The organism is Brevundimonas sp. T2-11 (assembly GCF_055397675.1).
In genome coordinates this window covers 3,078,678-3,104,630 of the sequence record NZ_AP027920.1, presented here as the reverse complement: position 1 = coordinate 3,104,630, position 25,953 = coordinate 3,078,678, and the positions used below count along the sequence as shown (strand labels likewise).

General features: G+C 69.2%; 25 protein-coding genes. 10 read left to right on the top strand and 15 right to left on the bottom strand.

Annotation, left to right across the window (positions count from 1 at the left end):
- Nucleotides 1-34: 34 nt before the first annotated feature.
- Nucleotides 35-988: a glycosyltransferase family 9 protein gene (locus ACZ5XO_RS14950; RefSeq protein ID WP_464163181.1), complete on the bottom strand. Its 954-nt coding sequence runs from the start codon at nt 986-988 to the stop codon at nt 35-37.
- Complete coding sequence (locus ACZ5XO_RS14945) at nt 985-1,974, bottom strand: glycosyltransferase family 9 protein (protein ID WP_464163180.1); 990 nt, start codon at nt 1,972-1,974, stop codon at nt 985-987. Before ACZ5XO_RS14945 ends, ACZ5XO_RS14950 begins: the two co-directional genes overlap by 4 nt.
- Before the next feature lie 71 nt (nt 1,975-2,045).
- Here ACZ5XO_RS14945 and ACZ5XO_RS14940 point away from each other — a divergent pair, with 71 nt between their 5' ends.
- A complete protein-coding gene (locus ACZ5XO_RS14940) occupies nt 2,046-2,786 on the top strand; it encodes an alpha/beta fold hydrolase (protein ID WP_464163179.1) in 741 nt (246 codons plus the stop codon).
- Nucleotides 2,787-2,924: 138 nt separating this feature from the next.
- On the opposite strand, the gene hslU is transcribed toward ACZ5XO_RS14940, so the two are convergent.
- From hslU to hslV, 3 genes are all read right to left on the bottom strand, one after another.
- Entirely contained in the window at nt 2,925-4,226 is a 1,302-nt protein-coding gene (gene hslU, locus ACZ5XO_RS14935) for an ATP-dependent protease ATPase subunit HslU (RefSeq protein ID WP_464163178.1), read from the bottom strand.
- A 19-nt stretch (nt 4,227-4,245) separates the two neighbouring features.
- Nucleotides 4,246-5,139 (bottom strand): DUF4440 domain-containing protein, encoded by an 894-nt coding sequence (locus ACZ5XO_RS14930; protein ID WP_464163177.1) that lies wholly within the window; start codon nt 5,137-5,139, stop codon nt 4,246-4,248.
- Nucleotides 5,140-5,261: 122 nt separating this feature from the next.
- Nucleotides 5,262-5,816, bottom strand: a complete 555-nt coding sequence (gene hslV, locus ACZ5XO_RS14925; protein WP_105562781.1) for an ATP-dependent protease subunit HslV — start codon at nt 5,814-5,816, stop codon at nt 5,262-5,264.
- A 144-nt stretch (nt 5,817-5,960) separates the two neighbouring features.
- Here hslV and ACZ5XO_RS14920 point away from each other — a divergent pair, with 144 nt between their 5' ends.
- Both ACZ5XO_RS14920 and ACZ5XO_RS14915 read left to right on the top strand, forming a co-directional pair.
- Entirely contained in the window at nt 5,961-6,371 is a 411-nt protein-coding gene (locus tag ACZ5XO_RS14920) for a BLUF domain-containing protein (protein ID WP_464163176.1), read from the top strand.
- A gap of 40 nt (nt 6,372-6,411) precedes the next feature.
- On the top strand, nt 6,412-7,185 hold the full coding sequence (locus ACZ5XO_RS14915; protein ID WP_464163175.1) for a HesA/MoeB/ThiF family protein: 774 nt from the start codon (nt 6,412-6,414) through the stop codon (nt 7,183-7,185).
- Here ACZ5XO_RS14915 and ACZ5XO_RS14910 read toward each other — a convergent pair.
- A complete protein-coding gene (locus ACZ5XO_RS14910; RefSeq protein ID WP_464163174.1) occupies nt 7,182-8,168 on the bottom strand; it encodes a 2-hydroxyacid dehydrogenase in 987 nt (328 codons plus the stop codon). The genes ACZ5XO_RS14915 and ACZ5XO_RS14910 overlap by 4 nt on opposite strands.
- Before the next feature lie 53 nt (nt 8,169-8,221).
- On the opposite strand from ACZ5XO_RS14910, the gene ACZ5XO_RS14905 reads away from it, so the two are divergent.
- The 3 genes from ACZ5XO_RS14905 to fabB all read left to right on the top strand — a co-directional run bounded on the left by ACZ5XO_RS14905 (nt 8,222) and on the right by fabB (nt 10,695).
- Entirely contained in the window at nt 8,222-8,791 is a 570-nt protein-coding gene (locus ACZ5XO_RS14905) for an SH3 domain-containing protein (protein WP_464163173.1), read from the top strand.
- Nucleotides 8,792-8,859: 68 nt separating this feature from the next.
- Nucleotides 8,860-9,399: a 3-hydroxyacyl-[acyl-carrier-protein] dehydratase FabA gene (gene fabA / locus ACZ5XO_RS14900; RefSeq protein ID WP_207824497.1), complete on the top strand. Its 540-nt coding sequence runs from the start codon at nt 8,860-8,862 to the stop codon at nt 9,397-9,399.
- Between the two features lie 60 nt (nt 9,400-9,459).
- A complete protein-coding gene (fabB, locus tag ACZ5XO_RS14895; RefSeq protein ID WP_464163172.1) occupies nt 9,460-10,695 on the top strand; it encodes a beta-ketoacyl-ACP synthase I in 1,236 nt (411 codons plus the stop codon).
- Here fabB and ACZ5XO_RS14890 read toward each other — a convergent pair.
- From ACZ5XO_RS14890 to glmS, 5 genes are all read right to left on the bottom strand, one after another.
- Nucleotides 10,692-11,567, bottom strand: a complete 876-nt coding sequence (locus tag ACZ5XO_RS14890) for a Rossmann-fold NAD(P)-binding domain-containing protein (RefSeq protein WP_464163171.1) — start codon at nt 11,565-11,567, stop codon at nt 10,692-10,694. The two genes, fabB and ACZ5XO_RS14890, sit on opposite strands and share 4 nt — an antisense overlap.
- 23 nt (nt 11,568-11,590) lie before the next feature.
- Nucleotides 11,591-12,814, bottom strand: a complete 1,224-nt coding sequence (locus ACZ5XO_RS14885; RefSeq protein ID WP_464163170.1) for an NAD-dependent epimerase/dehydratase family protein — start codon at nt 12,812-12,814, stop codon at nt 11,591-11,593.
- A 278-nt stretch (nt 12,815-13,092) separates the two neighbouring features.
- Entirely contained in the window at nt 13,093-13,521 is a 429-nt protein-coding gene (locus ACZ5XO_RS14880) for a GNAT family N-acetyltransferase (protein WP_464163169.1), read from the bottom strand.
- Nucleotides 13,518-14,396 carry a UTP--glucose-1-phosphate uridylyltransferase GalU gene (gene galU / locus ACZ5XO_RS14875; RefSeq protein WP_464163168.1) on the bottom strand — a complete coding sequence of 293 codons (879 nt, stop codon included), beginning with the start codon at nt 14,394-14,396 and terminating at the stop codon, nt 13,518-13,520. Before galU ends, ACZ5XO_RS14880 begins: the two co-directional genes overlap by 4 nt.
- Nucleotides 14,397-14,625: 229 nt before the next feature.
- Complete coding sequence (gene glmS, locus ACZ5XO_RS14870) at nt 14,626-16,440, bottom strand: glutamine--fructose-6-phosphate transaminase (isomerizing) (protein WP_464163167.1); 1,815 nt, start codon at nt 16,438-16,440, stop codon at nt 14,626-14,628.
- A 191-nt stretch (nt 16,441-16,631) separates the two neighbouring features.
- Here glmS and glmM point away from each other — a divergent pair, with 191 nt between their 5' ends.
- Nucleotides 16,632-17,981 carry a phosphoglucosamine mutase gene (glmM, locus tag ACZ5XO_RS14865; protein ID WP_464163166.1) on the top strand — a complete coding sequence of 450 codons (1,350 nt, stop codon included), beginning with the start codon at nt 16,632-16,634 and terminating at the stop codon, nt 17,979-17,981.
- 19 nt (nt 17,982-18,000) lie between these two features.
- On the opposite strand, the gene ACZ5XO_RS14860 is transcribed toward glmM, so the two are convergent.
- The 3 genes from ACZ5XO_RS14860 to ACZ5XO_RS14850 form a co-directional block, all read right to left on the bottom strand.
- Complete coding sequence (locus tag ACZ5XO_RS14860; RefSeq protein ID WP_464163165.1) at nt 18,001-19,287, bottom strand: cystathionine gamma-synthase family protein; 1,287 nt, start codon at nt 19,285-19,287, stop codon at nt 18,001-18,003.
- A gap of 118 nt (nt 19,288-19,405) precedes the next feature.
- The gene (locus ACZ5XO_RS14855; protein WP_464163164.1) at nt 19,406-20,707 is read right to left on the bottom strand and encodes an FAD/NAD(P)-binding protein; all 1,302 of its coding nucleotides are present in this window, start codon (nt 20,705-20,707) and stop codon (nt 19,406-19,408) included.
- A 41-nt stretch (nt 20,708-20,748) separates the two neighbouring features.
- The gene (locus tag ACZ5XO_RS14850; RefSeq protein WP_464163163.1) at nt 20,749-22,248 is read right to left on the bottom strand and encodes a phosphomannomutase/phosphoglucomutase; all 1,500 of its coding nucleotides are present in this window, start codon (nt 22,246-22,248) and stop codon (nt 20,749-20,751) included.
- Nucleotides 22,249-22,439: 191 nt separating this feature from the next.
- On the opposite strand from ACZ5XO_RS14850, the gene gpmA reads away from it, so the two are divergent.
- From gpmA to ACZ5XO_RS14835, 3 genes are read left to right on the top strand one after another with little or no spacing between them, the layout of a single operon-like run.
- Nucleotides 22,440-23,165, top strand: coding sequence for a 2,3-diphosphoglycerate-dependent phosphoglycerate mutase (gene gpmA, locus ACZ5XO_RS14845; protein ID WP_464163162.1), 726 nt, complete (start codon nt 22,440-22,442; stop codon nt 23,163-23,165).
- Nucleotides 23,162-23,794 (top strand): bifunctional diaminohydroxyphosphoribosylaminopyrimidine deaminase/5-amino-6-(5-phosphoribosylamino)uracil reductase RibD, encoded by a 633-nt coding sequence (locus ACZ5XO_RS14840; RefSeq protein WP_464163161.1) that lies wholly within the window; start codon nt 23,162-23,164, stop codon nt 23,792-23,794. The genes gpmA and ACZ5XO_RS14840 overlap by 4 nt, the downstream gene beginning before the upstream one ends.
- Before the next feature lie 60 nt (nt 23,795-23,854).
- Entirely contained in the window at nt 23,855-25,132 is a 1,278-nt protein-coding gene (locus ACZ5XO_RS14835) for a pentapeptide repeat-containing protein (RefSeq protein ID WP_464163160.1), read from the top strand.
- Between the two features lie 66 nt (nt 25,133-25,198).
- Here the strand turns inward: ACZ5XO_RS14835 and ACZ5XO_RS14830 are convergent, their stop codons facing one another.
- A complete protein-coding gene (locus ACZ5XO_RS14830; protein WP_464163159.1) occupies nt 25,199-25,675 on the bottom strand; it encodes an Hsp20 family protein in 477 nt (158 codons plus the stop codon).
- Nucleotides 25,676-25,953 lie beyond the last annotated feature (278 nt).

The following is a 25,953-nucleotide window of genomic DNA, read 5'->3' as shown; positions in this document are numbered from 1 at the left end:
GGCGGCGGGAATATGACGATAGAAGCCCTGTAATTCAAGGCTGGTCGGGGTTTGCGCCGTCGATGAAGGCGTCGTGCAGCGCCAGGACCGCCTCGACCGTCTGGTCGACGGTCAAATCCGTAATCGGCCTGAACTCGCCACGTGTCGGGCTGGAGGCCAGAACCTGGCCCTTGGGACCCCAGGGCGCCTTGTGCCACCACTCGCTGGGGCCGAAGAGGCCGAGCGTCGGCGTTCCGGTCGCAGCGGCCACGTGCATCAGGCCGGAATCATTGCCGACAAACAGGCGCGCGCGAGCGATGGCCGCAGCCGAGGCCAGGATGTCGCCGCGACCCACGCAGTCGATTCCGCGATCGCCCGCCGCCGTCAGGGCGGGGGCCGCCGCCGGGTGATCGCCCGGGCCGCCGACCAGCATGAAGCGCCAGCCGTCGAAACGGGGCTCGGCCTTCAGTCGTTCGACCAGGGCGGCCCAGCGGTCGGCGGGCCAGCTGCGGTCCGCCGCCGTCGAAATCGGCGCCAGGGCCAGAACGGGCGCCGGATTCTCGCCGATGATCGCCGCCGCCTGGGAACGGGCCTGATCGTCGAGGAATATCTCGGGGTCCATGACCGCTCCGGCCTTCATCATGCGCGAGAAGGTCTCGACCTTGGCCAGGCCGGTCTCCCATGAGCGGTTGTAGATACGGCGCTGGCCCGCGCGCAGCAGATAGGCCAGGCCCGAGCCGCGCACATCGACCACCATGGCCCAGCGCGTGCCGACCGTGGCCCGCCACAGGGCGCGCCAGTGACCGGCCGCCTTCTGCTTGCGCCAGGGGATGACCTGGACCACGCCGGGCGCGGCGCGGAACAGGGCCGCCGCCGTCGGGCCGCAGGCCACGGTGATTTCGGCCCCTGGAACCTGGCGTCCGATTTCGCGGATGGCGCCGGAGGACATGACGCAGTCGCCGATCCGGTCGGAGGTGACGAACAGGACCTGCGGCGCTGATCCGCTCATGCCGAGGCGTCCGACGGCTGAGCGACATAGGCGTCGTAAAGGTCCAGCGTCGCCGCGAAGACCGCCTCGACCGTCAGGTCCTCGATGGGGGCGAACTGGCCGCGCGTGTTGTTGGAGGCGACGGTGCGGGTTTTCGGGCCGCGCGGTCCGTACAGCCACCATTCCGTCGGCCCGAACAGGCCCAGGGTCGGGGTTCCCGCAGCGGCGGCCACATGCATCAGGCCGGAATCATTGCCGACGAACAGGGCCGATCGGCTGATGGCGGCGGCCGAGGCCAGGATGTCGCCCTTGCCGACAAAATCGATGCCCCGGTCGCCGGCGGCGGACAGGGCCGGGGCCGCGGGCGGCTGGTCGCCGGGGCCGCCGACCAGCATGAAGCGCCAGTCGTCGAAACGGGGCTCGGCCTTCAGTTTCTCGACCAGGGCGCCCCAGCGGTCTGCGGGCCAGCTCTTGCCCTTCTGGTGGGCGATGGGGGCCAGGGCGATGATGGGGCCGGGTCCGGCGCCCAGGGCCAGTTGCGGGTCGATGACGGCGGCGGCTTCGGCGCGGGCGCGGTCGTCGATGTAGTGCTCCGGCTCCAGCGAATGCCGAGCCTGCATCAGGCGGGACACCACCTCGACCTTGGGGACGCCGGTCTCCCAGCTGCGATTATAGATGCGCCGCGTTCCGGCGCGGACAAGCCAGCCCAGGGCCGAACCGCGCGTGTCGATGACCACGTCCCACGGTTGCCTCACCACCTCGGTCCACAGGCGGAACCAGTGCGAGGCCCATCTGCCCTTGTTGACGACGATGACCCGCTCGACGCCGGGCGCGGCGCGGAAGAAGGGCGCGGGAGGGCCGCCGGCCGCGACGGTGATGCGGGCGCCGGGCCACTGGCGGTTGATCTCGCGCACCACGCCCGAGGCGATGACGCTGTCGCCGATACGGTTGGGGCTGACGAACAGCACCCGGGCGCCGGACGCGGATGCTTGCTGGTTGTCGGACACGCGGATCAGCCTTCACTTCCCTGAGGTTTTTTCGTTACCAGTCCAGGGAGCGTTGCGCGAGAGAGGAAGCCATGTCCGACATCCAGACCCTGAGCCGTCCCGACGGCGAGACCCTGGCCTGCAAGACGGTCAAGGGCGACGGCCCGACGGTCGTCTGGATCGGCGGCTTCCGCTCGGACATGGAGGGGACCAAGGCCCTGGCCCTGGAAGCGGCGGCGCGGGAGCGCGGCTGGAGCTATGTGCGCTACGACCACTTCGCCCACGGCCAGTCGTCCGGCGACTGGAGGCAGGCCACTATCGGCCGCTGGCGCGAGGACGCGATCGCCCTGATCGACAGCCTTCAGGGGCCGGTGATCCCGGTCGGCTCGTCCATGGGCGGCTGGGTCGCCCTGCTGGCGACCCTGGCGCGGCCGGATCGGATCAAGGGCCTGGTCCTGGTCAATCCGGCGCAGGACTTCACCGAGAAACTGATGTGGCCCGGTCTGGCCGACCACGAACGCCAGGCCATTCTGCGTGAGGGCGAGGCCGTCATCACCGAGGAGGGGTTGGGGTCTTACGTCCTGACCCGACGCATGTTCGAGGAGGCGCGCGACTGGCTGCTGCTGGACGGCGTCATCGACATCCGCGCCCCGGTTCACGTGCTGCAGGGCCGCGCCGACGACGTGGTGCCGTGGCGCCATCAGGTCGAACTGGCCGAGCGCCTGACGGGCGGCGACCTGCGCCTGGACCTGATCGAGGGCGGCGATCACCGGCTGTCCAGCCCAGCGGAGCTGGAGCGGTTGGTCGCTGCGGTTGAGGCGATGCGAGGCTGATTTCCTCCCCATGCAATGGGGAGGTGGATCAACGGCGCAGCCGACGAGACGGAGGGGCGGCTTGGTTCTGCTGCCCTTACCCCTCCACCACTTCGTGGTCCCCCTCCCCACATCGTGGGGAGGAAAGGCTTCAGCCGATCACAGGATGAACCGGCTCAGGTCCACGTTCTTCGCCAGGTCGCCGACCTTTTCGCGCACCTTGTCGCCGTCGAAGGTCAGGGTCTGGCCCGACAGGTCCGAGGCCTTGAAGCTGGTCTCTTCCAGCACCCGCTCCAGCACGGTCTGCAGCCGGCGCGCGCCGATGTTCTCGACGGTGGAGTTGGCGGCCACGGCGGCGTCGGCCATGGCCTCGACCGCGTCATCGGTGAAGACCAGATCGACCCCTTCGGTCGCCAGCAGGGCCTGGTTCTGACGGATCAGATTGGCCTCGGGCTCGGTCAGGATGCGCTTGAAGTCGTCGCGGGTCAGGGCCTTCAGCTCGACCCGGATCGGCAGGCGGCCCTGCAGTTCGGGCAGCAGGTCCGAGGGCTTGGCCACATGGAAGGCGCCCGAGGCGATGAACAGGACGTGGTCGGTCTTCACCGGCCCGTACTTGGTCGAGACGGTCGTGCCCTCGATCAGGGGCAGCAGGTCGCGCTGCACGCCTTCACGTGAAACATCGGCCCCGGACGCGCCCTGACGCGCCGCCACCTTGTCGATCTCGTCGAGGAAGACGATGCCCTCGTTCTCGGCCAGCAGCAGGGCTTCCTTGGTCAGGCTTTCCTGATCCAGCAGCTTGTCGCTTTCCTCGGTGACCAGGGGCGCCAGGGCGTCGCGAACCGTCAGCTTGACCGTCTTGGTGCGGCCGCCGCCCATCTTGCCCAGCATCTCGGACAGGTTCAGCAGGCCGACGTTGCCGCCGCCCGGCATGTCCAGCCCCTGCAGGGGCGAGGCCGTATCGGCCAGGGCGATCTCGATCTCCTTGTCGTCCAGTTCCCCGGCGCGCAGCTTCTTGCGGAAGGCGTCACGGGTGGCGGGCTGCGAACCCGGCCCCACCAGGGCGTCCAGGATGCGTTCCTCGGCCTGGCCCTCGGCGCGGGCCTTGACCCCGGCGCGGCGCTTGTCGCGCACCATGACCAGGGCGCTCTCGACCAGGTCGCGCATGATCTGATCGACGTCGCGGCCGACATAGCCGACCTCGGTGAACTTGGTCGCCTCGACCTTGAGGAAGGGCGAGCCGGCCAGCTTGGCCAGGCGCCGGGCGATCTCGGTCTTGCCCACGCCTGTCGGGCCGATCATCAGGATGTTCTTGGGCGTGACCTCGTCGCGCAGGTCCTCGGGCACGCGCTTGCGGCGCCAGCGGTTCCTCAGGGCCACGGCCACGGCGCGCTTGGCGTCGTCCTGGCCGACGATGAAGCGATCCAGTTCGGAGACGATTTCGCGGGGGGATAGGTCGGTCATGATCGCCAGATAGGGGGTCTCAGCCGCCGGCGGGAGGGGGTGCGACGACAGGGGCGGCGGAAACCGGCGGCGCCGCGATCAACTGGGCGAACATCAGGGCCCATCCATCCGTCTCCTTGCGCCATAGCCGCACATAGTGGCCGCGCCGCTCGGCGCCGTCCCGGCTCCAGCGCGCCGGGCCCCAGGTCCAGGCCAGATCGCCCGCGCGGGAGGCTCCGCCGCCCTCGGTGGGACCGAAGTCGAAGGTCGCGGGCCAGGCGTCGAGCGCCGCCGCCATGGTCGTTCGGCTAATCGCGGGCGGACGCGGCGCGACATAGAGGCGGCCGTCCTCGGCCAGGACCGCCAGGTGGGCCGCCTTCTGATCCGTGCGCGCCGCCTCGGCCATCCTCGCCTCGGCGGCCCGCACCTCGACCATGGCCGCCGCGGGAGAGGTGGTGACGCCGTCGCCGGTCGCCATCAGGTCGGGTTCGCTGTCCGGACCGGGGACCTCGGCCGCCGTCGCCCCCGACCCGCCGTCATAGACCCAGCGCCAACGGCCGTCGGGCTGGCAGGCCCAGATGGTGAAATAGTGTCCTGCGCGCGCGCCGTTCACCGACACCCCGCCGGTGGTGAAGCCCAGGTCGCCGGAGCGGGCGATCCCGGCCCAGTTGGGCCACCATTCCAGTTTCGGTTCGTCGGCCGGGCGCGCCGCCTCGGGCGGATAGACCTCGCGCACCGTCTGGGCTCGGCCCTGGGCGATGACCACGGCGTCGGGGAGGGCCCATTTGTTGAAGCTGCCGCCGATGCCCAGACCGGGCGCGTCGGCGGCGAAGGCCCGCTCGGCGGCGATCACAGGGGCGGGAGAGGCGGCGGGACAGGACGCTGCTTCAGCGGACATCAGGGCGGCGGCGAACATCAGGGCGTGAAGCGGCATGGCGGCGATCCTCCGCCGCGCATTGATCGCCCGAAACTCCCGTCTGTCGCCTTAATTCGCCGAAAGCCGACGCTCAGACGACCAAACGCCCAATGCCGAGCAAGGTGCGCTCAAGCAGGCCTCTACAAACTCTCAATGGTCAGGTTGCCGTTGGTGTAGACGCAGATGTCGGCGGCGATCTTCATGGCCTTGCGAGCGATCTGTTCGGCGTCCAGCTCAGAATTCTCGTCGATCAGGGCGCGGGCGGCGGCCAGGGCGTAGTTGCCGCCCGAGCCGACGGCGGCGACGCCGTACTCCGGCTCCAGCACGTCGCCGACGCCGGTGACGGTCAGAATGGTGTCCTTGTCGGCCACCAGCAGCATGGCCTCCAGCCGGCGCAGGTAGCGGTCGGTGCGCCAGTCCTTGGCCAGCTCGACGCAGGCGCGGGCCAGTTGGTCGGGATACTGCTCCAGCTTGGCCTCCAGCCGCTCGATCAGGGTCAGGGCGTCGGCCGTGGCCCCGGCAAAGCCCGCCAGAACCTTGCCGCCCGCCAGGGTGCGCACCTTGCGCGCCGCGCCCTTGACGATGGTCGGCCCCATCGAGACCTGGCCGTCGCCGGCGATGACGGTGCGGCCGTTCTTGCGCACCGCCAGGATGGTGGTGCCGTGCCAGTCGGGGAAGCTTGAGGTCTGGGTCATGGTCGCTCAGATGGCGAGGAACGGAAGCTCTCGCAAGACGTGCTCGCGTCGCAGGATGCGTGCGGCGCCGCTTGCCTGTCGTCCCCGTCCGTGACACGGAACCCGCCCAGTCGCGTCGCCTTCGCGTTCAGTTCGAGTACCGTCTTGCCTCTGCACCGCGCCATCTATGTCAGCGACGCCGTCGGCGGCGCGGCGACCAGCCTTCTGGTCCTGGCCGAAATCCTCGGCGCCTCGGACCGAAACAACCGCCGCGACGGATTGACCGGGGTTCTGATGCGTCACGGCGGGCGGTTCATGCAGGCCATCGAGGGGCGTCGCGCGGATGTGGATCGGTTGATGGATCGGTTGCGCGCTGACAGTCGGCACCGGAACATCCGTCTGATTTCGGATCAGGATGTGCCGGAACGCCTGTTCCGCCAATGGCCCATGACCCTGGTCGAGATGACGCCCGAAGCGCGTCTGATCCTGAACGGCGCGACGCTGGATCAGTTGGGCGCGGACCGAGCGCAGGCGGTTCTGGCCGTCGCGGCGGGCGCCTTGCCCCTGCCGGCCTGATCGTCCGCGACGTCGGCGTTCGACTGCGGTAGACAGGGGCGTGCCCCAGTCCCCTCCCCCTTCCCCGGTCCGATTTTCCGACGAGGAGGTCGACCGCTACACCCGTCAGCTGGTCCTGTCCGAAATCGGCGGTCCGGGTCAGCAGGCCCTGAAGCGCGCCCGCGTCCTGATCGTCGGCCTGGGCGGGGTCGGCGCGCCTGCCGCCCTCTATCTGGCCGCCGCCGGGGTCGGGACCCTGGGCCTGATCGACCATGACGCTGTGGCCCTGTCGAATCTGCAGCGGCAGATCATCTTCACCACGGCCGACGCCGAACGCCCCAAGGTCGAAGCCGGGATGGCGCATCTGGTCGCCCTCAACCCACATGTCGCGGTCGAGCCCCTTGTCGAGCGGCTGACGCCTGACAACGCCCGCAGCATCATCGAGCGTTTCGACGTGGTTCTGGACGGCACCGACGACTTCGGGACCCGTTTCGCGGTCAACGCCGCCTGCGTGGCCACAGGCAAGCCCCTGGTGTCCGGCGCCCTGGGCCGCTGGAACGGTCAGGTCGGGGTCTTCACGGGGCGCCCCTGTTATCAGTGCCTGGTGCCGGAAAGTCCGCCGGACGCCGAGACCTGCGCCCGCGTCGGCGTGGTCGGCGCCCTCGCCGGGGTTATCGGCGCCATGGCGGCGCTGGAGGCCATCAAACTGATCACCGGGTCGGGCCAGCCCCTGACCGGCCGCCTGATGCTCTATGACGGCCTGGCCGGAAGCAGCCGGGTCGTGAAGATCGCCGCCGACCCCGCCTGCCCGGTCTGCGGATCAGCTCTCGCCTAGAGCATGGCCGGGATGACCCGGTCGGGCGGGCGGTGGCCGTTCTGGTAGGTCATGATGTTGGCGATGACGCGGTCGCCCATGTCCTGACGCGCCTCTATGGTGGCCGAGCCGAGGTGGGGCAGCAGGACCACGTTCGCGCGCCCCATCAGACCCGGATGCACAGCCGGCTCGTGCTCGAACACGTCCAGACCGACGCCGAACAGGGCGCGGCGGTCCAGGGCCTCCACCAGGGCCGCCTCGTCGATCAGTTCGCCGCGCGCGGTGTTGACCAGGATGGCGTGCGGCTGCAGGCGGGCGATGCGTTCGGCCGACAGGATGTGGCGGGTGTCCTTCGTCGCCGGGCAGTTCAGCGAGATGACGTCCATCCGCGCCAGCATCTGATCCAGATCATCCCACCAGGTCGCGCCCAGCTCTTCGGCGATCATGTCGGAGACGGGTTTGCGGTTGTGATAGTGGACCTGCATGCCGAAGGCCCGGGCCCGGCGGGCCAGGGCCTGACCGATGCGGCCCATGCCGACGATGCCCAGGCGCTTGCCCCACAGCTTGCGGCCGCACATCCAGGTCGGGCTCCAGCCCTGATACTGGCCCGCCGCCACGACATTGGCGCCTTCGACGATACGGCGGCTGACAGCCATGATCAGGCTCATGGTCAGGTCGGCGGTGTCCTCGGTCAGGACGCCCGGCGTGTTGGTGACGATGATCCCGCGGCCCACGGCGGCGTCGATGTCGATGTGATCCACGCCCGCGCCGAAGTTGGCGATCATCTTCAGCTGCTCGCCCGCCCCTGCGATCAGGTCGGCGTCCAGATGGTCGGTGATGGTCGGGACCAGGACCTCGGCGCGCTGCAGGGCGGCGGCCAGGTCGTCGCGCGACATGGGCCGGTCGGTCAGGTTCAGCTCGGCGTCGAACAGTTCGCGCAGGCGCGTCTCCACCGTGTCGGGCAGGCGTCTGGTTAATACGACCTTAAGCTTGCGAGCGGACATAGGGAGCCTGGGTTTCGACGGGCGGAAGCGCCTGTGCGGGACGTGTCGATCCGGTGTCTAGCAAAGCTGTGGTCAGGTTCAAAAGTTTCCGGCGTATCGCCGTCATCGTCGCCGTTCTCGGATCCGGCGTCTTCGCGGGCGCCAGCGCCCGCATGCCTGACGGGCGGCCGACCCCGACCGGACTGGAAGTGCCGCGCTGGGTCACGCTGAAATCCTCTCAGGTGCGCGCCCGTCAGGGGCCGGGCCTCGACTATCGCATCATGTGGGAATACCGCGCCGCGGGCCTGCCCGTACAGGTGATCGCCGAGACCAGGGAGTGGCGCAAGATCTGCGATCCGGACGGTTCGGTCGCCTGGATTCACCGCACCGTGGCGTCGGGCCGACGCAGCGTGTTCAATCGCTCGGCCGAAGAGATCATGATCCATTCGGGCCGATCCGCGACCTCCTCGGTGCGCGCCCGGCTGTCGCCGCGCTCCATCGTCTCGCTGGACGAGTGCGAGGAGGGCTGGTGCCGGGTCCGTGCGCGCAAGATTCGCGGATGGGTGCCCGAACGGGCGGTGTTCGGAACCCAGGAACGCGCCCTGTGCAATGCCGCCCGTCCGGCTGGCGCGGGCAGAAGCTAGACTTCACAACAGTTGAGCGGGCGCGCCGGGTCGTGTAACCCGCCCGCAACACTTCCGGAGCGTCAGCCTTGAGCCAGTCCCAATATCCCTCGTCGTTCGATCATGAAGGCCTGCTGGCCTCGGGCCGTGGCGAGCTGTTCGGTCCGGGCAACGCCCAGCTGCCGGCCCCGCCCATGCTGATGTTCGATCGCATCAAGACCATCACCGCCGACGGCGGCGACTACGGCAAGGGCTATGTCGAGGCGGAACTCGACATCAACCCGGACCTCTGGTTCTTCCAGTGCCACTTCATCGGCGATCCGGTCATGCCGGGCTGCCTGGGCCTGGACGCCATGTGGCAGCTGGTCGGCTTCTACCTCGGCTGGATCGGCGGCCCCGGCAAGGGCCGGGCCCTGGGCGTCGGCGAGGTCAAGTTCACCGGCCAGGTGACGCCGGACGTCAAGAAGGTGGTCTACAAGGTCCACCTGAAGCGCGTCATCAACCGCAAGCTGGTCATGGGCATCGCCGACGGCGTGCTCGAGGCCGACGGCGAGGTTATCTACACCTGCGCTGACATGCGCGTCGGCCTGTTCGGCGGTGCGGCCACGGTGGCGTCCACGGACGCCTGACCCCATTTAACGCAGACCGCGGCCAACGCGGCGCCTGAAGACTGAATGTTAGGAAACACCATGCGGCGTGTCGTCGTCACCGGATTGGGCATCGTCTCCTCCATCGGCACTGGCCAGGACGAGGTCGCGGCCTCCCTGCGCGAAGCTAGGTCGGGCGTCCAGCACGCCGCCGATCACGCCAAATACGGCTTCCGCTCCCAGGTCTGGGCCCCGCCGGCGCTCGGTGTCACCGCCGAAGACTGGGCGCCCCTGGTGGACCGTCGCGCCGCCCGCTTCCTGGCCAACGGCACGGCCTGGGCCCACATCGCCTTTGAAGAGGCCCTGAAGGACAGCGGCCTGAGCGCCGACGAAATCAAGGACGAGCGCATCGGCCTGATCGTCGGCGAGGGCGGCCCCTCGACCCAGGTCATCCTGCAGGCGGCCCAGACCACCGTCGAAAAAGGCTCGCCCAAGCGGGTCGGTCCCTTCGCCGTGCCCAAGGCCATGGCGTCCGGCCCCTCGGCGGTGCTGGCCACCTGGTTCGAGCTCAAGGGCATCAACTATTCGATCAGCTCGGCCTGCGCGACCTCGGCCCACTGCATCGGCGCGGCCGCCGAGCAGATCGCCTGGGGCAAGCAGGACGTGGTCTTCGCCGGCGGTTGCGAGGACATCGACTGGTCCATGTCGAACATGTTCGACGCCATGGGCGCCATGTCCTCCAACTTCAACGAGACGCCCTCGGTCGCCTCGCGCGCCTATGACAAGGACCGCGACGGCTTCGTCATCGCCGGCGGCGCCGGCATCGTGGTGCTGGAAGAATACGAACGCGCCGTGGCGCGCGGCGCGACCATCTACGCCGAGGTCACCGGCTACGCCGCCAACTCGGACGGTTACGACATGGTGGCCCCCTCGGGCGAGGGCGCCGAGCGCTGCATGAAGCTGGCCCTGAAGATGGCGGGCGATCCGCGCATCGACTACCTGAATCCGCACGGCACCTCGACCCCGGTCGGCGACGCCAAGGAAATGGGCGCGGTGCGCAATGTCTTCGGCGACGACCTGCCGATGATCTCCTCGACCAAGTCGCTGACGGGCCACTCGCTCGGCGCGGCGGGGGCTCAGGAAGCCATCTACTGCCTGCTGATGATGAAGCACGGCTTCGCCGCCGAAAGCGCCCACATTGAGAACCTCGACCCCGAGTTCGAGGGCATGCCGATCCTGCGCCAGCGCCACGACGGCGAACTGAAGCACGTCATGTCCAACAGCTTCGGCTTCGGCGGCACCAACGGCACCCTGATCCTGTCCAAGGTTCAGGCCTAGACGATCAGGGCCTCCAGCCCCTCGCGCCAGCTCGGATAGCGGGGCCGCCAGCCCAGTTCGGCCTTGGCGCGGGCGTTCGAGAGTCGCTTTGAGTCGTTGTAGAAGCGCCGCATGGCGTCCGACACCGACGGGTCGTCCAGCGACACCTCGGGCGGCAGGGGCAGGCCGAGGCGCGCCGCCGCCCCCCTGATCACCACATCCGCCGCCGCCGGCTCGTCGTCGGCCAGGGTGTAGGCGCGACCCGGATGCGGGCGGGCCATGGAGGCGAAGAAGCCGGCCACGGCGTCCTCGACATGGATGCGGTTGAAGACCTGACCGGGTTTCTTCACCAGCCGGGCGGTCCCGTCGCGCAGGCGGTCCAGCGGCGAGCGGCCCGGCCCGTAGATGGCGGGCAGGCGGAAGATCTGCACCGTCAGCCCCATGCCGCGGCCGGCGTCCAGCCAGTCCTGCTCGGCCCGGACGCGGCGCGCCCCCTCGAGACTGGCGGCGTTCAGTTCGTCGTCCTCGAAGGCCCAGCCGCCGGCCCGGTCGCCATAGACGGCGGTCGAGGAGACATAGCCGATCCAGTCGGGATAGGCGCCCGAGGCGGCGATGGCCGGAACCAGGGCCTTCAGTCCGGGGCAGCCGGCGCCGTCGGGCGCGGCGGTGATGAGGATGGCCGAAGCCTCGGCGACGGCGGCCTGGAGGGCCGCGGCGTCGCCGGGATCGACCGCGACGACGCCCGCCGACGTCAGCTCGGCGCGCCGCCCCGGATCGCGCGAGGTGGCCAGGGCGCGACCACCCCTGCGGATCGCCTCGCGCGCCGCCTCAAGCCCCAGATAGCCGCCGCCGAAGACCAGAAGCGAAGGGACGGCGGGGGCAGGCTGGGTCATGGCGGTCCGGTCAGGCGATGCGATCAGGCGGTCTTGGCGACGGCGGGGGCTGTATCCGCCTCCCGAGAGTGCAGCGCCTGGGCGCGCTTGCCGTTCCAGCTGGAGACGCAGGGAATCTTGGCGCGGTCGGCGCGGTCGGCGTAGCGGCGGGCGATGTGGGTGACGTCGGCCATCAGGCCCTCGGCCAGGGTGATGGGCTTCAGGCCCAGGTCTCGGAACTGGTCGTTGGCGACGACCAGTTCGTTCTCGTCCGCCTCTTGACGCGGGTTGGGCACGTTGTGGACCTCGGCCCCGGTCATGTCGGCGACCATCTGGGCCAGGTCGCGGACGCGGCGGCTCTCGGTCATCTGATTGAGGATCTTGACCCGGTCGCCCGATTTCGGCGGGTTCTTCAGCGCCAGCTCGACGCAGCGCACCGTGTCCTGGATGTGGATGAAGGCGCGGGTCTGGCCGCCCGAGCCGTGGACCGTCAGCGGATAGCCGAGCGCGCCCTGCATCAGGAAGCGGTTCAGCACCGTGCCGTAGTCGCCGTCATAGTCGAAGCGGTTGATCAGGCGCTCGTCCTGCTTCGTCTCCTCGGTCTGGGCGCCCCAGACGATGCCCTGGTGCAGGTCGGTGATCCGCAGGCCGTCGTTCTTGGCGTAGAACTGGAACAGCAGGGCGTCCTGGGTCTTGGTCATATGATAGATGCTGCCCGGATTGGGCGGGAACAGGATCTCCTGTTCGGTCGGGCCGTGGTCGGTGTCGACCGTGACCTTCAGATAGCCCTCGGGAATGCGCAGACCCGCCGTGGTGTAGCCATAGACCCCCATGGTCCCCAGATGGGCCAGGTGCACGTCCCGCCCGCTTTCCACGATGGCGGCCAGCAGGTGGTTGGTGGCGTTCAGATTGTTGTCGACGGTGTAGAGTTTGTGTCGGGCCGACTTCATCGAATAGGGGGCGGCCCGCTGTTCGGCGAAGTGGACGACGCTGTCGGGCGCCCAGTCCCTGATCAGGGCGACCAGGCGGTCGAACTCCTTGCCGACCGTCAGATTGACGAAGTCGATGGTGCGGCCGCTGACCTCGTTCCACGCCTTGAGCCGTTCGCCCATGGTGCGGATGGGGGTCAGGGACTGGACCTCCAGCTCATTGTCGATGTTGCGGCGGCTGAGGTTGTCGACGATCAACACCTCCCAGCCGCGCGCCGACAGGTGCAGGGCCGTGGGCCAGCCGCAGAAGCCGTCGCCGCCCAGGATCATCACGCGCATCAGTCGAACCCTCGTATCAACGTCCTGTAATGCCTAGCCGAACCCGCGCGGGGGTGAAAGCGCGGCGCTTGGGCGCGGACCGACGGCGGGCGGAAAAAACAGAGTCCAATTCGTCTGAATCGTCTGAAATCGCGATCCGGCCGTCGGCGATGCAGCCAGTATAGGGCAGGCTGAGGAGAGGGGCGCCAAACAGCCTCGAGCCGATCCGGGCCCCTTGAAAGAAAAGCCCTATTCCGGATCAGCCAGACTATCGATGCGACGGGCCGGTCGCCGGCGGTTCAGCCCAGGGCCATGAGGATCAGCGGATAGGGCCGACCCGCGTCGTCGGTCTCGGCCCGGCCCACGGCCCGGAAGCCCTGGCGTTCGTAGAAGGCGCGGGCGCCGGGGTTGTCCTCGTTGACGCTGAGGCGACGGGCGCCCAGCGACAGGGCGTGATCGACCAGCCGCCGCCCGACGCCGGAGCGGTGCAGGCGAGGGTCCACGAAGAGGGCCGCCAGCTCGTCGCCGGACAGGCCGAGGAAGGCGACCAGCCTTCCGTCCTGGTCCCAGGCCCAGAGGTTCGGGGCGCCGCTGTTCAGCCAGGCGGCGACATCGGTCTCGATGGCGTCCACCGCGTCGGGTGTCAGGAAATGGTGCGTCGCCTCGACCGCGCGCCGCCAGACCCTTGTCAGGGCCGGGGCGTCGGCAGGCGTCGCGGGTCGGATCACAGCAGGCTTTCGAGCGCCGAGCGGGCGGCGTCCTTCAGGTCGGGCCGCTTCAGGGCCAGAGCCATGTTGGCGCGCAGCAGGCCGATCTTGTCGCCGCAGTCGTGGGTCACGCCTTCATACTCATAGGCGGTGAAGGTCTGGGACTTCATCAGACGATCCATGGCGTCGGTCAGCTGGATCTCGCCGCCGGCGCCGCTTTCCTGGGTCGCCAGCAGGTCGAAGATTTCCGGCTGCAGGATGTAGCGGCCCGAGATCGACATGTTGGACGGGGCCGTGCCCTGCTTCGGCTTCTCGACCATGCCCTTCATGGCGAAGCGGCGGCCGTCATGGGAGGACGGATCGATGATGCCGTACTTGTGGGTCTCGGACTCGGGCACGGCCTCTACGCCGATGACGTTCCCGCCGACCTCGGCGTAAAGGTCCGCCAGCTGCTTCAGGGCGCCCGGCTGCGAATCGACGATGACGTCGGGCAGGATGACGGCGAAGGGCTCGTGGCCGATGATGTCGCGGGCGCACCAGACGGCGTGACCCAGGCCCTTGGGCTGCATCTGGCGGGTGAAGCTCATCTCGCCGGCGGTGGCCAGTTCGGCGTTCATGGCCGCCAGGATCTCGGTCTTGCCCTTGGCCGCCAGCTGGGCCTCCAGCTCGATCTGGTGGTCGAAATAGTCCTCGATGGCCTGTTTGGCGCGGCCGGTGACGAAGACGATATGCTCGATCCCCGCCTCGCGCGCTTCTTCGACGATGTAGGACAGGATCGGCCGGTCGACGACGTTCAGCAGCTCCTTGGGCGTGGTCTTGGTGCCAGGCAGGACACGGGTGCCCAGGCCGGCCACGGGAAGAACCGCCTTGCGAAGGCGCGCGGGGGAAGTCGTCATCAGTCGTCCTGAAACAGCCGTTGGGCGCCTGTCATAGGCGCAAACCGCAGCCGTTCCAAACGAGGGTCGGGCTGGCAGGTTTCAATTTTCCTCCCTGTCGCGAAGCGATGGGGAGGTGGCGCGGCGCCGAAGGCGGCGTGACGGAGGGGGCGGCTCGACGATTAACGGCGGCGTCGCCCCCTCCACCACTTCGTGGTCCCCCTCCCCATGAAATGGGGGGGAAAGAAGGTCACTCCACCGTCACCGACTTGGCCAGGTTGCGGGGCTGGTCGACGTCCGTGCCCTTCTGGACCGCGGTGTAATAGGCCAGCAGCTGCACCGGCACGGCATAGACCAGGGGCGCGATCAGCGGGTGGCAGTCGGGGGCGTCGACGCGGCGGATGCCGGCGCCGTGCGGGGCGGGCGCGGCCGCCGGGGCGATCATGACCACGGGGCCGCCGCGCGCGGCGACTTCCTGCAGGTTGGAGGCGGTCTTTTCGTAGACCTCGTCCAGCGGAGCCAGGGCGATGATCGGGGTCTTTTCGTCCACCAGGGCGATGGGGCCGTGCTTCAGCTCGCCGGCGGCGTAGCCCTCGGCGTGGATGTAGCTGATCTCCTTCAGCTTCAGCGCGCCCTCCATGGCCAAGGGGAACATGGCGCCCCGGCCCAGGAAGAGGACGTCGGTCGCCTTGGCCAGGTCCAGGGAGACCGCGCGGATCTGGCCGTCCATCTGCAGGGCCTCGGCGATCAGGCGCGGGGCCTCGAACAGGGCCTTGACCAGTTCGGCTTCCTGCGTGGCGTCGATGCGGCCGCGCGCGACGCCGGCGGCGACGGCCAGGGCCAGCAGGGCCGAGACCTGGGCGGTGAAGGCCTTGGTCGAGGCGACGCCGATTTCCGGCCCGGCGTGGGTCGGCCACAGGATGTCGGCCTCGCGCGCCATGGAGGAGGTGTGGACGTTGACGACGGCGGCGGTCTTGAGCCCCTGCGTCTTGCACCAGGTCAGGCTGGCCAGGGTGTCGGCGGTCTCGCCCGACTGGCTGACGGCCACCGCCACCGTGCCGGGCGTCAGGGCCGGCGAGCGGTAGCGGAACTCCGAGGCGATCTCGACGTCGCAGGGCAGGCCCGCATACTTCTCGAAGGCGTACTTGCCGATCTGACCGGCGTAGAAGGCGGTGCCGCAGGCGATGATCTGGATGCGGTCGATGGCGGCGAAATCGACGGCTTGCGTCTTGGCCGCGCCGGTCACCAGGTCGAGGTATTCCGACAGGGTGTGCTGGACGCTGTCGGGCTGCTCGTGGACTTCCTTCTCCATGAAGTGGCGATAGGCGCCCTTCTCGACCATGGCCGAGGAGGCCGAGACCTGGACGACGGCGCGGTCGGCCGGATGGCCCGAGGCGTCGAACATGCGCGCGCCGCTGCGGGTCATGGCGACATAGTCGCCTTCTTCCAGATAGCTGATCTTCTGGGTGAAGGGGCCGACGGCCAGGGCGTCCGAGCCCAGATACATCTCGCCCTCGCCCCAGCCGACGACCAGGGGGCTGCCGCGACGGGCGCCCAGAATCAGGTCGTCCTCGCCCTCGATCAGGACGGCGAGGGCGTAGGCGCCGGTCAGGCGGTCAAGCGTCGCCTTGAAGGCGTCCAGCGGGGCCAGGCCCGCCGCCAGCTTGTGATCCAGCAGGTGGGCCACGACCTCGGTGTCGGTCTGGCTCTCGAAGACGCGGCCCTCGGCCTCCAGCTCGGCCTTGAGCTCGGCGAAGTTCTCGATGATGCCGTTGTGGACCAGGCAGACGCGGCCGGCCTTGTGCGGGTGGGCGTTGGTCGTGGTCGGGGCGCCGTGGGTGGCCCAGCGGGTGTGGCCGATGCCGATGGTCCCGGCCAGGGGATCGGCGGCCAGGACGGCCTCCAGTTCGCGGATCTTGCCCTTGGCGCGGCGGCGTTCGATGCGGCCGTCAACGACGGCGGCGATGCCCGCGGAATCATAGCCGCGGTATTCCAGCCGCTTCAGGCTGTCGATCAGGCGGGGAACGACGGCGCCTGCGCCCGTGATGCCGATGATGCCGCACATAGGATCTGCTCCGGTGAAGGGGCCGGGCGGTCGCGCTTTGCGCGAGGCCGCCGTAAGAGGTAAGCGAGAGGGTTCCGCCCGTCCCGCCCTTTGAGTTTCGTCTAGGGGAAGCTTCGACCGGCGACATCAAAAAATGGGTTTCGGAAGGTTTCTTTGCAAACCCGACGGGCCGCCAGCGAAGGACGACGCCCTTGGGCGAGAGAAAATACTTCGGCACCGACGGCATTCGCGGCCGGGCCAACACCCACCCGATGACGGCCGAGGTCGCCCTGCGCGTGGGTCTGGCGGCGGGCAAGCTGTTCCGCACCGATGACGATCGCCGCCATCTGGTGGTGATCGGCAAGGACACGCGTCTGTCCGGCTACATGATCGAGCCGGCGCTCGTGGCCGGTCTGGCCAGCGTGGGCATGGACGTGCGCACCTTCGGCCCCCTGCCGACGCCGGGCGTGGCCATGATGACGCGCTCGATGCGCGCCGATCTGGGCATCATGATCTCGGCCTCGCACAACGACTATGCGGACAACGGCATCAAGCTGTTCGGGCCGGACGGCTACAAGCTGTCGGACGAGATCGAGCTGAAGATCGAGGCCATGATGGACGAGGGCCTGGATCAGGATCTGGCCCCCGCCAACAAGCTGGGCCGGGTCAAGCGCATCGACGACGCCCCGCCGCGCTATATCGAGATCGCCAAGTCGGCCTTCCCCAAGCGGCTCAGCCTCAAGGGGCTGCGGATCGCCATCGACTGCGCCAACGGCGCGGGCTACCGCGTGGCGCCGACCACCCTCTATGAGCTGGGGGCCGAGGTCTTCCCCGTCGGCGTCGAGCCGAACGGCCTGAACATCAACGCGGACTGCGGTTCGACCCATCCCGAGGCCGTGTCCGAGGCGGTCAAACGCTACCGCTGCGACATCGGCATCGCCCTGGACGGCGACGCCGACCGGGTCATCATCTGCGACGAGAAGGGCCATGTGGTCGACGGCGACCAGATCATGGCCCTGATCGGTCTGGACTGGGCCAAACGCGGTCGTCTGAACGGCAAGGGGGTGGTCGCCACCGTCATGTCCAACCTGGGGCTGGAGCGGAAGCTGAAGTCCGAGGGGCTGACGCTGGAGCGCACCAAGGTCGGCGACCGCTACGTCATGGAGCGGATGCGCGCGGGCGGCTTCAACATCGGCGGCGAACAGTCGGGCCACATCATCCTGAAGGACCACGCCACGACCGGAGACGGCCTGATGGCGGCCCTGCAGGTGCTGGCCGTTCTGGTCGAGCAGGACGTGCCGATGAGCGAACTGGCGCGCCAGTTCGAACCGGTGCCGCAACTGCTGCAGAACGTGCGCTACACCGCCGGAAAGCCGCTGGAAGACGCCAGGGTGAAGGCCGCCATGGCCGAGGCGGAGGCCGCCCTGAACGGCTCGGGCCGTCTGCTGGTGCGTCCGTCCGGCACCGAAAAGCTGATCCGCGTCATGGCCGAGGGCGACGACGAGGCCCTGGTCAAACGCGTGGTCGCCGACGTCTCGGCGGCGGTGAAGGCGGCGGGCTGATCGCCCGCCGCTTTCGGCCCTAGATGGCGGACAGGGCCTGATCCAGGTCGGCCCACAGATCCTCGACGTTCTCGATGCCGACCGACAGGCGCACCAGGTTGTCGCCGATGCCGCTGCGCCGCTTGGCTTCCGGCGTATAGTCCGAGTGGGTCATGCTGGACGGGTGCGAGGCCAGGCTCTCGGCGCCGCCCAGGCTGACCGCCAGCTTGAACAGCCGCAGGGCGTTCAGCATGCGGAAGGCCTCGGCCTCGCCGCCCGGAAGCTCCAGCGAGAAGGTCGAGCCCGAACCCTTGCACTGGGCCGCGAAGATGGCCTGTTGTTCCGGCGAGGCGTCCGGCCCGCCGGCGGTCAGAACGGCGCTGACGCGCGGATCGGCGCGCAGGCGCTCGGCCAGGGCCAGGGCGTTGTCCTGGGCCCGCTCCATGCGGATGTGCAGGGTCTCCAGACTGCGCAGCAGCAGCCAGGCCGTGTGCGGATCGGTGTTGGTGCCGCAGATGGTGCGCATCTCGCCCACCCGCGCCATCAGCTCGGCCCCGCCCATGCAGCCGCCCGCGATCAGGTCGGAGTGACCGCCGACATACTTGGTCAGGGAGTAGAGGACCAGGTCCGCCCCCAGCTCCAGCGGGCTCTGCCACAGGGGGCCGAGGAAGGTGTTGTCCACCGCCACGATCGGGCGCTCAAGCTGATCCACGGCTTTCGCTCCGGCCACGGCGCGGGCGATGTCGACCAGCTGGTTGGTCGGGTTGGCGGGGGTCTCCAGATAGACGGCGGCCAGGCGCCCGCCGGTCGTCTTGGCCTCGGCGGCGGCGGCGATCATGGCGGCGTCCAGGGCGTCGGCGCCCTCGGCGGCGGGGACGCTGATCGCCTTGACGCCGTAGCGGGGCAGGATGCGGTCGAACAGGTATTCGGTGCCGCCATAGGCCGGGGCCGTATAGAGGATGACGTCGCCGGGTCGCACCATGGCCAGCATGGCGGTCGAGATGGCGGCCATGCCGGTCGAGAAGACCAGGGCCTTGTCGGCCTTGTCCCAGACGGCGAGGCGGTCCTCGAGGATCTCGAGATTGGGGTTGTTGATGCGCGAATAGATCAGGCCGAGCGCCTCGTCCGGGTCGCGCTGGCGCAGGCCATAGGCCACCTCGAAGAAGCGCTTGCCGTCCTCGGCCGACTTGAAGACGAAGGTGGATGACTGGAACAGGGGCGCCTTGATCGCCCCCTCCGACAGGGCCGGATCATAGCCGTAGCCCATCATCAGGGTTTCAGGCGCAAGCGTACGGTCCCCAAGGACGCGGGTGCGATGACGGTTCATTTTTTTGTTTCCTCTCCTGAGCCGGTGATAGCCGACCCGGGAATGGCCCGCCAGCCGCCAGATCGTTGAGAGGAAGTCGCAGGCCAGTGGAAGTTTCGACCGCTGGCGGTCGGCCAGATCAGGCCGTCAGGGCGAGGCTCAGGGCCTCGATGCGCTGGCGGATGTCGGGCACGGCGATGGTTTCCCAGAAGGCGGCGCGGGCGGGCGGGCCGAGGACATAGAGATCCGGGGCCGGCCTTCCATCGGCGTGAAGCACGCGTCCGGCGTCGTCGAGGTCGAGCCCCAGGCGCGTGGCCGCCAGACGGGCGCGCCCTTCGGCGATCAGGCCGGCGGTCAGAGGCGTGGTCGTGGCGTCGTGACCGGGGCCGGTGCAGTCGATCAGCCAGGGGGCGGACAGGGTCTGGGGGGCGTCACGCGTGGTCAGGTGCAGGGTCGCGGCCTCGGCGGAGGCCTCGACGCTGCGGATGCGGCCGGTGCGGACGGTCAGGCGGCGCTGGGCGAGCAGTCGCTCCAGTTCGGCGGCGATCTCGGGGGCGATGCGGTGGCGATGGACGTCCCACCAGGGGCGCAGGTGGCGCAGGAAGCGGGACCGCTCGGCCTCGCTCGCTGTGCGCCACAGCTTCAGGGTGATAGGGCGATAGCCCTCCATGACCCGTCGCCAGCCGTGGGTTGCAGCCAGTCGCCGCGCTGTCGCCAGTCGGACGGAAAGCGGCCCGCTCAGGGCCTCAGGCGGCAGGTCGATCGGCGCGTCGTGATGCGGGCCGTGGGCGCGGGGCAGGAGGCCGCGACGCGAGACCGCCGTCGCCCGACCGCGCCAGCCCTGGCTGGAAAGCGTCAGCAGGACGTCGACCATGGTCAGGCCCGCGCCGAGGATCAGGACGTCGTCGTCGGGCCGGATGGGCGTCAGGGCGTCTGGCGTCCAGGGGTTGGCGATGATGCGTCCGTCTTCGCCGGTCGGGGTGGTGCGCGGCGCCGGGTTGCCGGTGGCCAGGACTACGGCGCGCCCCTCGACCCGCTCTCCCGTGGACAGGATGGCGGATCGCCCTTCGACGGCGATGGCGGCGCCGGGCAGGCGTCGGATCAGACCGGGATGCGCCGCCTCGGTCGTGGTCAGTCGATCTCGGACATAGAGGCCGTAGAGGCGACGCGGGGCGAAGCCGTCGGGATCGGCCTGATCGGGATGATGCGCCCTCAGCCAGTCGATGAAGTCGCCGGGCCGGTCGGCCACGGCGCCCATCCGTCCGGCGCGGACGTTCAGCCGATGGGCGTCATTGGTCGTGGAATAGGCCACGCCGAGGCCGAAGGCGTCGCCGCGTTCGATCAGGACCGAGGCCTGTCCGCGTTCGGCCAGCCGGGCCGCCAGCATGGCGCCGGAAAAGCCGCCGCCGACGATGACCACGGGCAGGGAAGCGTCGTTCATCCTTGCACCTCGCGCGCGCCTGCGGCTCGCGTCAATCCGGATCAGATTTCCTGATTGAAGGCGCCGATCTCGGGATGGGCGGCCAGACGGGGTTTGACCTCTTTGCGGAACAGGTCGCGCATGTCGTCGGCCGAGCGCATGCTTTCGACCACCACCACCAGTTCCGGCTTGTTGGACGAGGCGCGGACCAGGACCCAGGAGCCGTCCTCAAGGTGGACGCGCACGCCGTTGACCGTGATGGCCTCGACGATCCTGCGCCCCAGGATCGAGCCGCCGGCGGCGGCCAGATCCTCGTATTCCTTCACGATCTTCGCCAGGACGTCGTACTTCAGTTCGTCGTCGCAGTGCGGCGACATGGTCAGGCTGGTCCAGGCGTCCGGCAGGGCGGTCTTCAGTTCGCTGAGCGACTTGCCGGGGTTGCGGTCCAGCATGGCCAGGACGGCGCCGGCGGCGACCAGGCCGTCGTCATAGCCGTGGCCCAGATCGCCCGACAGGAAGAAGTGGCCCGACTTCTCGAACCCGGCCAGGGCGCCCAGTTCTGCGGTCTTGCGCTTGATGTAGGAGTGGCCGGTCTTCCAGTAGACGGTCTCGGCGCCGTTGGCCTTGAGCACCTCGTCGGTCTTGTACAGGCCGGTGGACTTCACATCGACGACGAAGACAGCGTTCGGGTGCAGGGCCGACAGGTCGCGGGCCAGCATCAGGCCGATCTTGTCGGCGAAGATTTCCTCGCCGGTATTGTCCACCACGCCGCAGCGATCGCCGTCGCCGTCGAAGCCCAGGGCCAGGTCGGCGCCCGTCTCCTTCACCTTTTCCGCCATCTGCACCAGCATGGCGTGATCTTCCGGGTTCGGATTGTACTTGGGGAAGGTCCAGTCGAGGTGGGTGTCCATCTCGATCACTTCACAGCCCATCAAGCGCAGGGCCTCGGGGGCGAAGGCGCCGGCGGTGCCGTTGCCGCAGGCGGCGACGACCTTGAGCGGGCGGGTCAGCTTCACCTTGGAGGCCACGTCCTGGATGTATTGCTCGCGGAAGCCCTCGACGCGCTCGACGCGGCCGCCGGGGCGGGCGACGCCCTCGCCGTTCAGGACGATGGTCTTCAGCCGGGTCATCTCGTCAGGGCCGAAGGTCAGGGGCGCCTGGGCGCCCATCTTGACGCCGGTCCAGCCGTTCTCGTTGTGGCTGGCCGTGACCATGGCCACGCAGGGGCAGTCCAGGGCGAACTGGGCGTAATAGGCCATGGGCGAGAGGGCCAGGCCGATGTCGACCACCTCCATGCCGCCTTCCAGCAGGCCGAGGATCAGGGCCTGCTTCACCGACAGGGAGTAGGAGCGGAAGTCGTGACCCACGGCGATGCGGGGGCGCTGGCCGATTTCATGGACATAGGTGGCCAGGCCGAGGCCGAGGGCCTGGATGCCCAGGAGGTTGATCTCCTTCTCGAGAATCCAGCGGGCGTCGTATTCGCGGAAGCCCGTCGGCTTGACCAGGGGGAGGGTTTCATACTCCGCCGTATTGGGGCGGATGTCCTGGCGCGGTTTCGACATGGGTCTTCCTGAGCATAGGCTATGGGCGAGGATGAGCCATCCGCACCCTAGCGTCGCGGTATAGCGGTCGTCCCCGGAGAAGGCCAACAACGCGCCGCGACGGTTCGGGCTGCATGCCGCTTTCCCTCATCGTGAAACTTGACCGCCCCCGCGTCCACGGCCTACGCGAAGGGGACCTTACGGAGACGCCCATGCCCCGCCTGATCCTGCTGCGCCACGGCCAGAGCCAGTGGAACCTGGAAAACCGCTTCACCGGCTGGGTCGACGTCGATCTGACCGCCGAGGGCGAGGCCCAGGCGCGGCGCGGCGGCGAACTGATCGCCGAAGCCGGGTTCAAGCCCGCCGTCATGTTCACCTCGGTCCTGACACGGGCCCGGCGCACCGGCGCCCTGGCCCTGGATTCGGCCGGTCTGAAGGAGGTGCCGGTCATCGAGGACTGGCGGCTGAACGAGCGCCACTACGGCGGCCTGACCGGTCTGGACAAGGCCGAGACGGCGGCCAAGCACGGCGAGGACCAGGTCAAGATCTGGCGCCGCAGCTATGACGTGCCGCCGCCGCCGCTGGCGGCGGGAGGCGAGTTCGATTTCCACGCCGACCCTCGCTACGCCGGCAAGGAAATCCCGGACACCGAGAGCCTGAAGACCACCCTGGACCGGGTCCAGCCCTATTGGGACGCCGAGATCGCCCCGCGCTTGAAGGCGGGCGAGGACGTGCTGATCGCCGCCCACGGCAATAGCTTGCGCGCCATCGTCAAGCTGCTGTTCGCGGTGCCGGACGATCAGATCGTCGGCGTGGAGATCCCGACCGGCAATCCGCTGGAGATCGACCTGGACGCGAACCTGAAGCCGGTCGCCGCCCGCTATCTGGACGAAGGCCGGGCGCAAGCCTTGCCGCCGATTACGAAAGCGGGCGCATGAGTTCGTCCGTGCAGGACGACGCCGTCCATATGCGCCGCGCCATTGACCTGGCCCTGGCCAGCATGGGCGAGACCTGGCCCAACCCGGCGGTCGGCTGCGTCCTGGTTAAGGGCGGGGTCGTGCTGGCCGAGGCCGCCACGGCGCCGGGCGGACGCCCGCACGCCGAGGAACAGGCCGTGCCCGCCGCCGGCGAGGCCGTGAAGGGGGCGACCGCCTATGTCACCCTGGAGCCCTGCGGCGCCCGCTCGTCGGGCCGCAAGTCCTGCGCCCACTTCCTGGCCGAGGCCGGGGTCGAGCGGGTGGTGATCGCCGCCCTGGACCCCTCGCCCTTCGCCTCGGGCCGGGGCACGGAGCGGCTGCGCCAGTCGGGCCTGACGGTCGAGACGGGCCTGATGGCCGAGGACGCCGCCGTCCTGAGCGAAGGCTTCCTGCATCGACTGGAAACGGGCCGGCCCATGGTCCGCGTCAGCGAGGACGGCAAGGGCTTCGACGGCCGCTTCGTCGCCGCGCCGCGCGCCGACCTGACGACCGAGCTGAACCGTTTGGGCGAGGCGGGCTATACGCGACTGTGGACCCATGAGGGCGAGCTGGCCGAGGCCCTGCGCGAACAGGGCCTGCTGACCGAATAGGCAGGCGGAAACAGCCGTTTCCGCAAAGCTTCCTTAATGGCCGTAAGCCATGTTGGCGCCATGAGCGACGTCGCCGATCCTGTCCGCAAGAAACCGACCCAGGCCGAGGTCGACCTGATCTGCGCCAAGCATGACCGTCTGTGGCAGGCCAAGCCCGGCGGCGCGCGCGCGGTTTTCGCCTGGATGGACCTGTCGGGACTGACCCTTCGCGGACGCAACCTGGCCGACGCTGACTTCGCCGCCGCCCGTCTGCATGGCTGCGACCTGTCCGGGGCCAAGCTGGACAACGCCAACTTCTTCGGCGCGGACATGCAGGACATCAACCTGACCGAGGCCAGCCTGAGGCGCGCCGATCTGCGCGGCGCCTGCCTGCGCGGCGCCGACCTGTCGGGGGCGGACCTGTTCGAGGCCGACCTGCGCGAGGGGACCATAGCGGCGGCCGACGGCAAGCTGGGCTTCCGCGTCATCGAGGCCCAGAAGCGCGGCGACACCCAGGCCCAGGGCGCCAGTCTGGTCGGCGCCAACCTGCAACGGTCGCGCATGACCGGCATGGTGGCCATCGCCGCCGACTTCACCGACGCGGTGATGAAGGACTGCAAGCTGGTCCGGGCCAATCTGAAGCAGGCTAATTTCACCGGCGCCGACCTGGCCGGGGCTGATCTGTCGGGGGCCGACCTGTCGGGCGCGGACCTGACCGACGCCATCCTGGTGGGGGTCAAGGCCGCCATGTGGCGCACCGACGGGGCCAATATGGAAGGGACGCTGACCGACAACCGGCCTGCGGGCGAGTCGGTCAGCCGCATGCCGGCCGCCGAGATGCTGCGCGATCACGCCCAGTGGTGCGAGACGGGCGGGGCCGAGGGCCAGCCCTCGGTCTTCGACGGGGTCGACCTGCGCCCGCTGGAATCCATCCGCGGACTGAACCTGACGGCTCTGTCGGCCAAGGGGGCGGTCTTCTACGGCCTGGACATGGAGGGGGTGCAGCTTCAGGGGGCGCAACTGGAGGGCGCGGACCTGCGCTCGGCCAACCTGCGCCGGGCCGACCTGCGCGGCGCGCGGCTGGGCCGGGCCAAGCTGAATGGATCGGACCTGCGCGAGGCCCAGCTGGGGCCCTTGATGCTGGGCGGCGATCGTCTGCTGCCGGCGGATCTGTCGGGCGCGGTGTTGCGCGGCGCCGATCTGTCGGGCGCCGATCTGCGCCGCGCGGTGCTGAAGGGGGCGGACCTGAGCCGTGCGGTGCTGCATGGCGCCCAGGTCAAGCAGGCTGACTTCACCGGCGCCCAGACGGGCGGCGCGCGCGGGCTGGACCCGGCGGATCTGAAGGCGGCGGCGGCCTAGAAGGCGCACGAAAAAGGGGCGACGCGAACGCCGCCCCTTCCTCGGTTTTCAGTCTGAGGTCGCCGCTCAGGCGGCCTTCTTCGCCTTGTCGCTCTTGCCTTCGATCAGAGGCTTGCCGGTCGCGATCTCGATACGGCGCGGCTTGAGGGCCTCGGGCAGTTCGCGTTGCAGGTCGATGGTCAGCAGGCCGTTCGACAGGTCGGCGCCCTTGACCACCACATAGTCGGCCAGCTGGAAGCGGCGCTCGAAGTCGCGCTCGGCCAGGCCGCGATGCAGATAGGTCTTCTGGGGGGCGCCGTCGTCGTTGGCGGCCTTCTTGCCGGTGACGGTCAGGGAGTTTTCCTTGGCCTCGATGTTCAGCTCGTCGGGCGTGAAGCCGGCGACGGCGATCTCGATGCGGTAGGCGTTCTCGCCCGTCGTCTCGATATTATAGGGCGGCCAGCCGTTCTCCTGGCTGGAGCGCGCGGCGCTTTCCAGCTGACGGGCCAGACGGTCGAAGCCGACGGCGGAACGGTACAGCGGCGAGAAATCATAGGTACGCATGGGTCATCCTTCTGACATTCAGCAAGGTTGAGCCGCCCGGCGATTGGCGCCCCGGACGGCGGAGGGTGTCAGTCCCGGCGGTCCGAAATCGGCCCCGTCAGGTCTGGAGAGCCCGGGATCGGCGCTCTCGAATGAAGAGGTAGGCGCGCATTTTCGCGCCGCAAGGGGGGCAGGCGACGATCCTCGAGGCGCGCGAAATCGTCGCTTGGCCCCATACGCGCCTTGCCGAGGCCGCGAAGCGCCGTATTGGGTTACGGATTGTTTCATTCAGGAACGAC

Coding starts and splice junctions, on each gene's coding strand:
- ACZ5XO_RS14950 (WP_464163181.1), bottom strand. CDS start 988: ATGAGCGGATCAGCGCCGCAGGTCCTGTTCGTCACCTCCGACCGGATC.
- ACZ5XO_RS14940 (WP_464163179.1), top strand. CDS start 2,046: ATGTCCGACATCCAGACCCTGAGCCGTCCCGACGGCGAGACCCTGGCC.
- hslU (WP_464163178.1), bottom strand. CDS start 4,226: ATGACCGACCTATCCCCCCGCGAAATCGTCTCCGAACTGGATCGCTTC.
- ACZ5XO_RS14930 (WP_464163177.1), bottom strand. CDS start 5,139: ATGCCGCTTCACGCCCTGATGTTCGCCGCCGCCCTGATGTCCGCTGAA.
- hslV (WP_105562781.1), bottom strand. CDS start 5,816: ATGACCCAGACCTCAAGCTTCCCCGACTGGCACGGCACCACCATCCTG.
- ACZ5XO_RS14910 (WP_464163174.1), bottom strand. CDS start 8,168: ATGTCCGCTCGCAAGCTTAAGGTCGTATTAACCAGACGCCTGCCCGAC.
- fabB (WP_464163172.1), top strand. CDS start 9,460: ATGCGGCGTGTCGTCGTCACCGGATTGGGCATCGTCTCCTCCATCGGC.
- ACZ5XO_RS14890 (WP_464163171.1), bottom strand. CDS start 11,567: ATGACCCAGCCTGCCCCCGCCGTCCCTTCGCTTCTGGTCTTCGGCGGC.
- ACZ5XO_RS14885 (WP_464163170.1), bottom strand. CDS start 12,814: ATGCGCGTGATGATCCTGGGCGGCGACGGCTTCTGCGGCTGGCCCACG.
- galU (WP_464163168.1), bottom strand. CDS start 14,396: ATGACGACTTCCCCCGCGCGCCTTCGCAAGGCGGTTCTTCCCGTGGCC.
- glmS (WP_464163167.1), bottom strand. CDS start 16,440: ATGTGCGGCATCATCGGCATCACGGGCGCAGGCGCCGTCGTTCCCCGC.
- ACZ5XO_RS14860 (WP_464163165.1), bottom strand. CDS start 19,287: ATGAACCGTCATCGCACCCGCGTCCTTGGGGACCGTACGCTTGCGCCT.
- ACZ5XO_RS14855 (WP_464163164.1), bottom strand. CDS start 20,707: ATGAACGACGCTTCCCTGCCCGTGGTCATCGTCGGCGGCGGCTTTTCC.
- ACZ5XO_RS14850 (WP_464163163.1), bottom strand. CDS start 22,248: ATGTCGAAACCGCGCCAGGACATCCGCCCCAATACGGCGGAGTATGAA.
- gpmA (WP_464163162.1), top strand. CDS start 22,440: ATGCCCCGCCTGATCCTGCTGCGCCACGGCCAGAGCCAGTGGAACCTG.
- ACZ5XO_RS14840 (WP_464163161.1), top strand. CDS start 23,162: ATGAGTTCGTCCGTGCAGGACGACGCCGTCCATATGCGCCGCGCCATT.
- ACZ5XO_RS14835 (WP_464163160.1), top strand. CDS start 23,855: ATGAGCGACGTCGCCGATCCTGTCCGCAAGAAACCGACCCAGGCCGAG.
- ACZ5XO_RS14830 (WP_464163159.1), bottom strand. CDS start 25,675: ATGCGTACCTATGATTTCTCGCCGCTGTACCGTTCCGCCGTCGGCTTC.